Raw genomic sequence first — 12,265 nt, forward strand, 5'->3', positions numbered from 1 at the left:
GCGCCGTTTGATGCACAATCGCCTGATGCACCTGGATCCCGAAGACCTCGCCAAGATCACGTCCCTGACGCTCGCCCATTACGAAGAGAACGCCGATTCCTTCCAGGCCGGCACGCGGGACCACGACGTCAGCCAGAACATCGCCGCCTTGCTGCGGCACATCGACGGTGAACCGCCGTTCGACATCCTCGATCTGGGTTGCGGGCCGGGGCGCGACCTGAAGACTTTCCTCGCGATGGGACACCGGCCCGTGGGCCTGGACGGCACGCCGCGTTTCGTGGAAATGGCGCGTGCGGCAAGCGAGTGCGAGGTCTGGGAGCAGGACTTCCTGCGGCTCCAACTGCCCGCGGCGCGCTTTGACGGCATCTTCGCCAACGCCGTGCTGTTTCACGTGCCGGGGCAGGAACTGCCGCGCGTGCTCAAGGAACTGCGGGCAACGCTGCGGCCGCGCGGCGTGCTGTTCAGTTCCAATCCCCGTGGCGGGAACCAGGAAGGCTGGAATCGCGGGCGCTATGGGGCGTACCACGATCTCGACGGCTGGCGCGCACTGATGGAGGCCGCCGGATTCGACGAGCTTGAGCACTACTACCGGCCCGACGGACTGCCGCGCGAGCAGCAGCCGTGGCTGGCCAGTGTGTGGCGCCGGCGGGATTAGCGGGGCGGAACTGAAAGGCGTCGATGAGCGGCGATCCCGTGGCCAGGCAATCGGGGGCAGACGGCAGAGCGGCCGCCTCCCTCGCGTCGCGTCATTCAGGTGGCCGGTTCAAAACTCGCTCGTAGTGTCTCAGGTCAGCGTCCGAAAAGCAGCAGAAGATGACCTCTTGAATTGACGAATCCCTCGACAGGCTTTTGCGAACGGTATCGACCGCGACCTGCGCCGCCAAATCAATGGGATAGCCATAGATGCCGGTACTGATGCTGGGAAACGCGATCGAAACTACGCCTTTTTCCTCCGCCAGCGCAATGCAGCGTTGATAGCAGCTTGCCAGGAGTGCCGGCTCCCCGTTATTCCCCCCGCGCCAAACCGGGCCCACCGTGTGAATGATGAAGCGCGCGGGCAGCCGATATCCGCCGGTCACCTTCGCGTCGCCCGTCTTGCATCCGCCCAGCAGCCGGCACTCATGCACCAGATCCGGTCCCGCGACACGATGAATCGCGCCATCCACGCCACCACCACCCAGCAATGAGGAATTGGCGGCGTTGATGATCGCGTCCACTTGAAGCTTGGTGATGTCTGAGCGGATGGCTCGCAGTGTGGTGGGCATTTGAATTCTCCTCGTGACGGGAATGCAGCGGCATTATCCCCGCGTCATTCAACTGGTCAGCCGCCGGCACTTCTGCCGCATCGACGTGTCGGACGGTCACTTTATCGCCAAGCCGAGCGTGTCTGACGGCTGTTTTATCGCCGATTCCGAGCGTGTTTGATGGCTACTTTATCGCCATTTCCAGGCGCCCTCGGCCGAACTCCTGGGATCAATACCGGCCGACTACAATGAGCGCCGCCCACGCAGGTCGCTGGGTGTCCATCGCTGACCACCGCCCAGTGGCGCCGGCGCAGGAAATCCGCTTTCCCTCTCGACGTCCCTTTCATGGTTGCCTCCACGCTCGTTGGCATGCTGTGCGCACACCTGCTGTGCTTTTCCGGCATGTTCCTGCTTATCAGCCGTCGCCTGCCAGAAAACAGGATGGGGATGGACGTCTTCGCCGTCGGCAATCTGCTGCTCGCGGCGGCCTACATCCTGCAACTGGTCGAAGGCGGTCCCGCCTGGAGCCTGATGAGCGTCGTCAATCACTGCCTGACCCTGGCCGCGCCAATCGCGTACCTGCTTGGCGCCATGCGATTCTTCGGGCAACAGGTGCGCCTGTGGTTGCCGCTGGCGGTGTTTTGCCTGGTGTATGGGTTACTGCAGTGGCTGGTGCAATGGCAATTCGGACCAGAAGCGCGCTACGCCATGCTCGCGGCATCGGCGACACTGCTTTTCTTCGCCATGACCGTCACGGTGCTCTGCGGCACGCGCACGTTCGCCAAAGACTTGCGCGCAGAGATGATCTTCTTCGCGTGCCTGATCGGCGGAATCTGTGTGCTGAACGCGCTGAAGTTTCTGAAGATTACGGAAGGCGGCCTGGACGCGCTGCATATGGACAGCCGGTTTCAGATGATTTTCTACATCTATATGTCGACGCTGGCCACCATCGTGCCGCCTTCCATTGTCTGGCTCGTGCTGCGCCGGCTGACGGACAGTTTGCGCAATATGGCGGCGCGCGATCCGATGACGGATCTGCTCAATCGCAGGGGACTGTCAGACGCACTGACCCAGTATTTCAACGGCCGTAATGCGGTCCCCGCCTATTTGCTGATGGTGGACGTCGACCATTTCAAGCGGATCAATGACAGCTACGGTCACCAGGCGGGCGATGAGGTGATCTGCCATGTGGCGGGGCTGCTTCGTACCGGTGTACGGCGGGGAGATCTGACCGGCCGCACCGGCGGAGAGGAGTTCGTCGCCGTGCTTCTTGAATCGGAAATGGCGGATGTGATGGTTCTTGCGGAGCGGCTGCGCGCCAGCATCGAAAGCCAGCCAATCCACGTCACCGGCGGCGATGAGCCGCTGCGCTGCACGGTCACGATTGGCGTGTCAGCGCGCTTTCATGGAGCGGATGGTTTGGAGGAGGCGCTCCGGGAGGCGGATGGGGCGCTTTATCGGGGGAAGGCTGGGGGGCGGAATCGGGTGGAAGTGGGCGGTGGTGACGGCGAAAGGGCGATTGCCGGAGTCACGCTGCCTCCCACAATGCCGCTGTCAGACCCAGCAACAGCAGTATCGCCGACGAGATAAACCATCGCACGGTTTTCCGGTATTCATCCTCGGCTTCATCTTCCAAACGCAAGGCGCGGCAAAGCGCAATTATCTGCAGCAGGATCGCGACCAATAAGAACACGCCCGGCAGCACGGATAGCACGCTCCAATCGCCCGGCGCGTCGAAGCCCCAGAAACGCAGGAAACCCAGCGAAAAGCCCAGCAATACGGTGATGGCCGTAATCAATCCAGCCCGAAAGCCCTGGGGCAGGTCGCGTGACCTGTGGCTGCGGGGCCGTACCAAATCCTCGTCTGGCGTTTCCGGTGTCATCGAGATACTCCGCATTGAGTACGCTACGGCCCAACCGGTACCGGTTTATGTGGAAGCGAAAGCGGAACTCCTGCCTTCGCGCGGGGCGAGGTTGAACCGATTATGGCTGATAACGCAGTGCACGGGGGCTGTTGACCTCGCCGTGTCGCAGCCCTGTGGCTTGCTTGCAGTTGCCCACGCTCACCAGCCACCCCGGCCACGGCCGTCGCCCGGGCAGCGGCGCCGCGGATGCGGCCGCCTACGTTCGGACTATTTGTGCTGGCGCTGCTGGGACTGCGCGCCTGCGCCTGGCAGGCGGCGATGGCTTGCTGGTTGGTATCCGGTGAATGCCAGCGGCGTCACGGTTGCGCCGCGGCGGACAGGCAGAATCCGGAAAGGAGAAGCACTGCACAGGGGGAGATGGGCTTCTTTATGAAAAGCGCCAAGACGAGCCATTCCGTACCTACGAGTCTATACTCGGCGCCCCACCAGGCTTCTTGAAACGATAGGACCGAATGAAGTCGAAAAAATTTCTCATCGCTGCGCTGGGAGTGTTGGTGGTGACTCAACCAACATCATCCTTCGCACAGAACATCAACGGCAAGAATCTCTATACGCAGAGATGCGCGATGTGCCACGGTGCAGATATCAAAGGCACGGGGCCGTTGGCCAAGAAAAGCACTCCTCCCACGCCTGACCTCACGACTGCTGCATTCAAAAAGCGACTCAATGATTATCCGGGAGTCATCGTCTCTTCGGTAATACTTCGTCCGAACGGAGACCTGATTCCGAGAACTTTGAAGGAGAACGGCGTAAAGCTGGCACCGCACTCCTGGACCGTTCAGGATTTTCGAGATTTGAACAAGTACATGAGCGATGTGATTTCCAAGAGCCGGTGATGATGTGTTGCCCGTTTGACTGCTACGGGTGGAAGCCGCCCGTCACCAGCGGCGGCTCGCGGACATGCGCGATCGTCATCCCGGTCTTTTCCCGCCATCGATGGATTTTTAGGCCGCTTCTTTTCAGACTAGAGTACTGGCAAAACTGAGCGACTTCGGCATTTTTCGCCCAATGCGCTTAGCCAGCCGGTACTAGCCTTCTTGAAGCGCCATAAAGCGTCATTTTCCCAACCTTGCATCCCAGCACCAAGAGCGCCGCATAAACCACGAGCATCACCACCGCCACCACATTGGAATCCGCGGCGCGAATCAGTTGGTCCCATGTCATCGCCCGAATCGCCAGAAAGCCCAGGCCAACCCCCAGCACCTGTGCCAGCCAGAACGCCAGCGTACCGAGGACGACTGCCCGTCCTTGGCGTGCGTCACCGATCGGGTGCGGCAGAATCCTCAGGCAGACGACGGTGCACAGCACCAGAAGCAGAACTGGCAGGATCAGGAAGCCCAGCGCGTATTGCAGCCAACCCACGGTGAGCGACTGCGCGTTCAGGTAGCTGCCCATGGCGATGCACACGCTCAGTTGCCAGCCCAGGATCATCAAACCGGCACTCCAGGCCGCGTGGCGCTGTTCATACGCCGGGCCACCGGCTTGGTCCGCGGGCTGCACGGTCAGCGTGGCGATGCGCACGGCGAGGTACGCGCCCAGGACTTCCAAGGCAACGGCCAGGGCACCGAGGAACAGGCCCCACGTCAGGAATTTGTTGGCCGTGCCAGCGTGTTGCGCGGCGTACAGGACCAGCGCGCTTTGCAGATAGATCATGAGGGCCGACACGGCCAGCGAGAACACCAGCGTCAAGATGATGACGATGCCGAAAAGTTTTCCCGGCGCGTCCACGGCGTGCGTACTTTGCTGCCGCAGCCAGCGATGCGTGGTGCTCCATACGGTCAAACCGACAAAGATGGACGAGGCCGCGATGTTTGCCAGAAATGGCACCAGGTACTGCGGAAGGCTGAACGTCTCGCGCAGTTGCGCGGATTCGGGCAATCCGATCAACGTGTAGCCTTGCAGCAGCGCGGCGTAGGCCACGCGCACGATGACGACTGTCAATGCCAGACGCAAAGCGAGAGAGCAGGAGGAGCGGGCGGGAGCGGTCATCGACGTTGTGCGGAAGTGGCCAGAGACAGCGGCGGAAGAATTAGGGATCGACCATAGCACGGCGCTGCCGCAGAACGTCATACCGCGCCGCCCGCTGCCTTTGCTCGTACGGTGTCTGGCGAGAGGGCGCGGGCGTCCACGCGGAGCCATTTGGATAAGCAGGTTCACGCTGCGCCAGGCAACGTCCGTGATCGTCAGATCTGCAGGGCCCTTAAAACGCGACCGCGCCCGCATGCCGGTGACTGGCATGCGGGCGCGGGGTTACTGGCGGAGCGTTCGCCTCAATGCATCTGCCCGTACTTCCCGGCGTTGAAGTCCTGAATCGCCTCCACGATTTCGGCCTGCGAGTTCATCACGAAGGGTCCGTAGCCAACGACCGGCTCATCGATCGGCTCGCCGCTCAGGATCAGGAACACGGCGTCGTTATTCGCTTCGACCGTGATGTCCTCCCCCTCTTGCGAGAACAGCGCCAACTGCGCATCCCGCGCAACGGCTTCGCCGTTGACCAGAACCGTACCGCGCAGCATGACGAGCATGCTGTTGCGGCCCGCCGGAATCGGGAAGGTTGCCGTCTTACCCGCAGCAAGCTTCACATCCCACACATCCATCGGCGTGAAAGTCCGCGCCGGCCCCGCCTGGCCACCGTAGCTGCCCGCGATCACGCGCAGCGAACCCGCGTCATCCGGCAACGCCACGACCGGAATGTCCGCATTGAGAATCCCCTGATAACCGGCCGGCGCCTTCTTGTCCTTGGCGGGCAGATTGACCCAGAGCTGCACCATCTCCAGTTTTCCGCCCGTGCGGGTGAAGGCGTGGGAATGGAATTCCTCGTGCAGGATGCCGGAAGCCGCCGTCATCCACTGGACGTCGCCGGGGCCGATGACGCCGCCGTTGCCGGTGGAGTCGCGGTGTTCGACTTCGCCGCTGTAGACGATGGTCACGGTCTCAAAGCCGCGATGCGGGTGCTGGCCGACGCCGCGGGGCTGGCTGGCCGGGCCGAAGTCGGCGGGGCCGGCGTAGTCCAGCAGCAGGAACGGGCTGGTGTCGCGGCCCTTGTCGTTGTACGAGAACATGGAGCGCACCGGAAATCCGTCGCCCACCCAGTGGGGACGGGGGCTGGCGTGCACGCCTAGGATCTTCTTCATGGTGAGGTTTCCTGTTGCGCGGCCCCTTCGGGGCCGTTCGTCATAGGCAAGAAGATAAGGGCGGAATGCCGATATCGGTAGTGCCCGTGGCTGATAAGCACTGTTCCATGCGGCGAACGATCATCGCGGGGCGGCAGGGCACGCCCGCGCCGGGCGGGTATCCTTCCGGGCATGGACAAGATCAGGGACAAAATCGCGGCGGCGCGGTGCGAGACGGTGGTGACGGGATTTGCCCCGGTCGTGGGGGAGGGGGCGCGCGTGCTGGTGCTGGGCTCCATGCCCGGCGTGGCCTCGCTGCGGCAGGTGCAGTACTACGCGCATCCGCGCAATGCGTTCTGGCCCCTGGCAGCGCGGATCTTCGGGTTCGATCCCGGCCTGGACTACGACGAGCGTTTGCGCGCGTTGCAGGCTAACGGCGTGGCGCTGTGGGATGTGTTGCAGGCCTGTGAGCGGCCGGGCAGTCTGGATGCCGACATCCGGGGCGATACGTTGGTGCCGAACGATTTCCAGGCATTTTTGAGCCTTCACCCGTCCATCGGGCGCATCTGCTTCAACGGTGCGAAGGCCGCGGCAATGTTCCGGCGGCATGTGCTGCCCGCATTGCCGGCCCCCGGGCTGGAATTCTTCGAACTGCCCTCGACCAGTCCCGCCCATGCGGCTGCCAGTTTCGAGCAGAAGCTGGCGGCGTGGGAGCCGGCATTGAAGTTTCCGACGCGCTGAAGCTGCAACCCCCGGCCAGATCGCATTGCCGTCTATTCCGCACGTCCGAAGCACAAACCGCGATCGCACATGCTGCCGCCGCCTCGACTCCGTCCCCGAATTGACAGATATCAAGGCTCTATATAACTACAGGTGATAAGTTAATTTCCGTAACACTTAAACGTTTCGGAGTTTAACGATGCACACCCCCCACAGCCCCCCGGAAACGCCGCTCCCGGGCAAACGCGGTTTCCTGAAAGGGCTCCTAGGCCTGGGCGCCGCCGCCTCGGTCATTCCCATCCACGCCGAGGCCGCGCCGGGTCTCAATGGCCAACCGCCGCGCCGGCCTGGCATGGCCGGCAAGCGCTACGGCATGGTCGTCGACATGCGCAAGTGCATCGGCTGCCAGTCCTGTACGGTGAGCTGTTCGCTGGAAAACGTACCGCCCATCGGACAGTTCCGCACCACCGTCCTGCAGTACGAAGTCACGCCCGATACCGGCGGCCCCTGTTCGATGGTCATGCTGCCGCGCCTGTGCAACCACTGCGACAAGCCGCCCTGTGTGCCGGTCTGTCCGGTGCAGGCCACGTTTCAGCGCGAGGACGGCATCGTGCTGGTCGATAACGCGCGCTGCGTGGGTTGCGGCTATTGCGTGCAGGCCTGTCCCTATGACGCCCGCTTCATCAATCACGAGACCCAGACTGCGGACAAATGCACGTTCTGCGAGCACCGGCTGGAAGCCGGACTGCTGCCGGCATGCGTGGAAAGCTGTGTGGGCGGCGCGCGCGTGATCGGCGACATGAACGATCCGGACAGCGCGATATCCCGGCTGCTGGCCGAACACAAGGCCGACATCAAGGTGCTCAAGCCCGAGATGGAGACCGATCCCCACGTCTTTTACATCGGCCTGCCCGATGCGTTCGTGCATCAGGTCGACGGCCAGGCCGGCGTGCGCCTGGCGGGCGGTCACTGACACGGAAGGGGAGACTCTCATGCGAATTTCTGAATTGCTCACGCCGGTATACGACGCGGCCTGGTTGCCCTGGGCCGTGCAGTATTTCTTTCTGATCGGCATCAGCGCGACCACCGCGCTGACCGGCGCCTTTGCGACGTTCGGGCGGGCGGATTCCGCCCCGCGCCGCTTGCTGCCGGCCGCGGTGACGGTGCTGCTGGTCAGCGCCATCGCCGCGCCGGTGTCGCTGCTGGCCGACCTGCATCAGCCCGGCCGTTTCTGGCACTTCTATGCGCACATCACGCCGTGGTCGTGGATGTGGCTCGGGGCGTTGCTGCTGCCGGTCTTCGTGACGCTGGCGCTGCTGTTCTGCGCGGCGTGGTGGTGGGGGCGGATCGGGTGGCTGCGGGTGGTGGCGGCGGCCCTGGCGCTGTCGGCGCTGTCCATCCTGGTCTACACCGGGGCCGAGGTAATGGTGCTGCGTTCGCGGCCGTTGTGGCACACCGTGTTCCTGCCGGTGAACTTTGCGCTGACCGCCTGGCTGGGCGCGTTGGGTGCAATGTTCCTGGTGGGCCGCTGGCTGCCCGGCGGATTGCGCGCGTTGCCGGTGGAGATGTTGCGCCGGCTGAGCGTGACCGCCGTCGTGATGATGGCGCTGGGCGCGGGGGCGTGGGTGCTGCTGGGCCTGCTGGGACTGGATCCGTCCTTCGAGGCGGCGCTGCGGCTGTTCGCGGACTTTCCGATCTGGCGCCTGAGCCTGGCGGGCGCCGTGATCACGGCCTTCTGCATCGTCGGGCTGTTGCAACGGCCGGCGCGCACGCTGGCGGCGCCGCTGCCGTCGGCCGCGTTGGCGCTGACGATGCTGGGCGCGGCGTGGATCTTCCGCTGGGTGGTCTTCATGAGCGTGCAGGGCGTGCCCAAGTACGGCGCAGGACTCTACCTGTACGACATGCCGTGGGGCAGCGACGGGCTGCTCGGCATGGTGGGCGTGCTGGGGCTGTGCGTGGCGCTGATCACCGCCGTCACCTGGGCCCTGGACATCTTCCCCGCGCGCGCACGCGCCGTGGCCGCCTGAGCGCGCCGAGTCGATAAGCACATGGATAAGAAAGCAATGGACAAGCAACACGAAACCGATAAGCGCCGCGACGCAGATGATGGCCCGGACCAGCCGCGCGACGAGGCACGGCGCAAGCTGATGATGCGCGGCGGCATGGTGGCCGGCGGCATGGCGGCGTTTGCGGCGGGCTATGGCGACACGGTCGTCAAGGCGGTGAAGGGCCTGGCGCAGGGCACCGCGGGCGTGCCGACGACGCACGCCGTGCGTGGTAATTCGCTGACGCCGGAGTTCCGCATCGATCCGCTGACCGGCGCGCTGAGCGCCCAGCCGGGCCAGATCGTCAGCCCGTCGAGCTGCCTGGGCTGCTGGACGCAATGCGGTGTGCGGCTGCGCGTGGACACGGCCGAGAACCGCATCCTGCGCGTGGTCGGCAACCCGTACCACCCGTTGGCCACGACGCGGCCCGCCGCGATGGACGCGCCCCTGCGCGATGTCTATGCGCAACTGGGCGGCGATAGCGGGCTGGAAGGCCGCGCCACGTCGTGTGCGCGCGGTTCGGCCATGCTGGAGCAGATGGACAGCCCGTACCGGGTATTGCAGCCGATGAAGCGCGCCGGCAAGCGCGGCGACGGCAAATGGCAGACGATCAGCTTCGAGCAACTGGTGCAGGAAGTCTGTGAAGGCGGCGACCTGTTCGGCGAAGGCCACGTGGACGGCCTGCGCGCGATCTTCGACCGCGAGACGCCGCTGGACCCGGACAATCCGGAGTACGGCGCGAAGGTCAACCAGTTCCTCTTTACCGACGCGTCCAACGAAGGGCGCACGCCGCTGATCCAGCGCTTTGCCGGGCAGTCGTTTGGCACGGTCAACTTCAGCAATCACGGCTCGTACTGCGGCCAGAGCTTCCGGGTGGGCGCGGGCGCGGCGCTTGGCGACCTGAAAGGCATGCCGCACGGCAAGCCGGATTGGGACAACGCGCGCTTCGGGCTGTTCATCGGTGCGGCGCCGGCGCAGGCCGGCAATCCGTTTCAGCGCCAGGCCCGCCAATTGGCCGAGGCGCGGGTGCGGCCCGGGGAAGCCGCGTTCACCTACGTGGTGGTGTCGCCCGTGCTGCCGGCCTCGTCCAGCCTGTCGGCGGGATCGGGCAATGAATGGGTGCCGGTCAATCCGGCCAGCGACCTTGCGCTGGCGATGGGCCTGATCCGCTGGATTCTGGACAACGAACGTTTCGACGCGTGCATGCTGTCGCAACCCGGTCCGAACGCCATGAAGGCGGCGGGCGAGGCGGCGTGGACCAACGCGACGCATCTGGTGGTGGCCGAACCGGACCATCCTCGCCTGGGCGCGTTTCTGCGTGGCGCCGACATGGGCTGGGCGCGCCCGGCCGATGCGGACGAGAAATGGGAGGACGTGTATGTCGTGCGTCTGGCCGACGGCACGCAGGCGCCGCACACGACGGCGTCATCGGCCGAACTGTTTGTGGACGACACCATCGCCGCGCCCGGCATGGCAGGTAGCCCGGAGGCGCTGCGGGTGCGGACCTCGCTGACCCTGCTGCGCGAGGAGTCGCGCCGCAAGACCTTGGACGAGTACGCCGCCCTTTGCGGGGTGCCGGCGGCCAAGATCGCGTCGCTGGCCGAACGCTTCACCAGCCACGGCAAGCGCGCCGTGGCCGATGCGCACGGCGGCACGATGAGCGGGTCGGGCTTCTACACTGCCTACGCCATCGCCATGCTGAACACGCTGGTAGGCAACCTGAACGTCGAGGGCGGACTGGTGCTGGATGCCGGGCCATTTCCGCCTTACGGCATGGGGCCGCGCTACAACATCGCCGGCTTTGCCAACAAGGCCTCGCCCAAAGGCGTGTCGCTGTCGCGAAACCGCTTTCCGTACGAGAAGTCCAGCGAGTTCAAGCGCAAGAAGGCCGCGGGCCAGCCGGCGTATCCGGCGGCGGCGCCCTGGTATCCGGCTACCGGCGGACTCAGTTCGGAGATGCTGGCGTCGGCGCTGGCCGGCTATCCGTATCGCGCCAAGGTCTGGTTCAACCACATGAGCAACCCGGTGTACGGCATTGCCGGGTTCCGCCACGTGGCGCTGGAAAAGCTGAAGGACCCGCGCATCCTGCCGCTGGCGGTGTCGATCAACCCGTTCATCAACGAGACCAACGCGCTGGCCGACTACATCGTGCCGGACACCGTCACGTACGAAAGCTGGGGCGTGTCCGCGCCGTGGGCCGACGTGGTGGCCAAGGCCTCGACCGTGCGCTGGCCTGCGGTGCAGCCGCGCGTGTCGCGTACCGCCACGAACGAGCCGGTGTGCCTGGAGACCTTCCTGATCGCGTGCGCCAAGCGCCTGGGCATGCCGGGATTCGGCGAGGGCGCCATCTCGGACAAGGACGGCGGCAAGTACGCGCTGGACACGCCCGAGGATTTCTTCCTGCGCGGCATGGCCAACATCGCGTTTGCGGCGGGACGTCCGGTGCCGGAGGCCAGCGACGACGACATGGCGCTGACCGGCGTCGACCGCTACCGCGACCTGTTGCAGACCAAGCTCAAGCCGGGCGAATGGCGGCAGGTTGCGATGCTGATGAGCCGTGGCGGGCGCTTCGACCGGATGGAAGACGCGTGGACGCAAGCCGGCGAACATCCGCGCCGCACGCGCGTGGCCTACGCCAAGCCGCTGCATGTCTGGAGCGAGGAATTGGCGGGGTTCCGCCACGCGATGACGGGCGAGCGCTATAGCGGCTGTCCCACCTGGTACCCGACGCGCCTGGCAGACGGGCGCGATATGCGGGATGAATACCCGCGTGAGGACTGGCCCTTCCTGCTGAGCTCGTTCAAGTCCAACCTGATGAGCTCGCTGTCGATCGGCGTGAACCGTCTGCGGCAGGTGCATCCGCACAACCCCGTGTCGATCAGCCGGCAGGACGGCGAACGGCTGGGCATCCGCAACGGCGATACGGTCCGCATCGTGACGCCGGGCGGGTCGGTGACGGGGCTGGCCCTGCTGCGCGATGGGGTTCAGCCGGGCGCGGTGGGCATCGAGCACGGTTACGGGCATACCGAGCTGGGCGCGCGCGCGCATGTCGTCGATGGCAAGCCGATGCCGCACGATCCGGCGCTGGCGGCCGGGGTCAATCTGAACGATCTGGGCTTTGGGGACGCGACGCGCGGCCAGCACGCCAACGTCTGGATCGATTGGGTATCGGGCGCGGCGGTGCGGCAGGGCTTGCCGGCGCGGATCGAGCGGGTTTGA

11 protein-coding genes are annotated in these 12,265 nt (G+C 65.0%); 7 read left to right on the forward strand and 4 right to left on the reverse strand.

The window, feature by feature from the left end:
- Positions 1-25: 25 nt before the first annotated feature.
- Positions 26-655 (forward strand): class I SAM-dependent DNA methyltransferase, encoded by a 630-nt coding sequence (locus AB3147_RS10280; protein WP_313065979.1) that lies wholly within the window; start codon positions 26-28, stop codon positions 653-655.
- Between the two features lie 91 nt (positions 656-746).
- On the opposite strand, the gene AB3147_RS10285 is transcribed toward AB3147_RS10280, so the two are convergent.
- Positions 747-1,265: an O-acetyl-ADP-ribose deacetylase gene (locus AB3147_RS10285; RefSeq protein WP_367351867.1), complete on the reverse strand. Its 519-nt coding sequence runs from the start codon at positions 1,263-1,265 to the stop codon at positions 747-749.
- Positions 1,266-1,589: 324 nt separating this feature from the next.
- Here AB3147_RS10285 and AB3147_RS10290 point away from each other — a divergent pair, with 324 nt between their 5' ends.
- On the forward strand, positions 1,590-2,834 hold the full coding sequence (locus tag AB3147_RS10290; RefSeq protein ID WP_218343426.1) for a sensor domain-containing diguanylate cyclase: 1,245 nt from the start codon (positions 1,590-1,592) through the stop codon (positions 2,832-2,834).
- Here the strand turns inward: AB3147_RS10290 and AB3147_RS10295 are convergent.
- On the reverse strand, positions 2,773-3,126 hold the full coding sequence (locus tag AB3147_RS10295) for a hypothetical protein (protein WP_343738122.1): 354 nt from the start codon (positions 3,124-3,126) through the stop codon (positions 2,773-2,775). The genes AB3147_RS10290 and AB3147_RS10295 overlap by 62 nt on opposite strands.
- A 494-nt stretch (positions 3,127-3,620) precedes the next feature.
- On the opposite strand from AB3147_RS10295, the gene AB3147_RS10300 reads away from it, so the two are divergent.
- Positions 3,621-4,004, forward strand: coding sequence for a cytochrome c (locus AB3147_RS10300; protein ID WP_343738121.1), 384 nt, complete (start codon positions 3,621-3,623; stop codon positions 4,002-4,004).
- A gap of 178 nt (positions 4,005-4,182) precedes the next feature.
- Here the strand turns inward: AB3147_RS10300 and AB3147_RS10305 are convergent, their stop codons facing one another.
- Complete coding sequence (locus tag AB3147_RS10305; protein ID WP_367351868.1) at positions 4,183-5,157, reverse strand: hypothetical protein; 975 nt, start codon at positions 5,155-5,157, stop codon at positions 4,183-4,185.
- Positions 5,158-5,438: 281 nt separating this feature from the next.
- The gene (locus AB3147_RS10310; RefSeq protein ID WP_367351869.1) at positions 5,439-6,302 is read right to left on the reverse strand and encodes a pirin family protein; all 864 of its coding nucleotides are present in this window, start codon (positions 6,300-6,302) and stop codon (positions 5,439-5,441) included.
- A gap of 171 nt (positions 6,303-6,473) precedes the next feature.
- On the opposite strand from AB3147_RS10310, the gene AB3147_RS10315 reads away from it, so the two are divergent.
- The 4 genes from AB3147_RS10315 to AB3147_RS10330 all read left to right on the forward strand — a co-directional run bounded on the left by AB3147_RS10315 (position 6,474) and on the right by AB3147_RS10330 (position 12,265).
- Positions 6,474-7,022 carry a DNA-deoxyinosine glycosylase gene (locus tag AB3147_RS10315; RefSeq protein WP_367351870.1) on the forward strand — a complete coding sequence of 183 codons (549 nt, stop codon included), beginning with the start codon at positions 6,474-6,476 and terminating at the stop codon, positions 7,020-7,022.
- A gap of 178 nt (positions 7,023-7,200) precedes the next feature.
- On the forward strand, positions 7,201-7,974 hold the full coding sequence (dsrO, locus tag AB3147_RS10320) for a sulfate reduction electron transfer complex DsrMKJOP subunit DsrO (protein ID WP_367351871.1): 774 nt from the start codon (positions 7,201-7,203) through the stop codon (positions 7,972-7,974).
- 19 nt (positions 7,975-7,993) lie between these two features.
- Positions 7,994-9,028: an NrfD/PsrC family molybdoenzyme membrane anchor subunit gene (gene nrfD / locus AB3147_RS10325; protein WP_367351872.1), complete on the forward strand. Its 1,035-nt coding sequence runs from the start codon at positions 7,994-7,996 to the stop codon at positions 9,026-9,028.
- Positions 9,029-9,064: 36 nt separating this feature from the next.
- A complete protein-coding gene (locus AB3147_RS10330) occupies positions 9,065-12,265 on the forward strand; it encodes a tetrathionate reductase subunit A (RefSeq protein WP_367353530.1) in 3,201 nt (1,066 codons plus the stop codon).

This window comes from Achromobacter animicus (assembly GCF_040775605.1).
GTDB lineage: Bacteria > Pseudomonadota > Gammaproteobacteria > Burkholderiales > Burkholderiaceae_B > Achromobacter > Achromobacter animicus.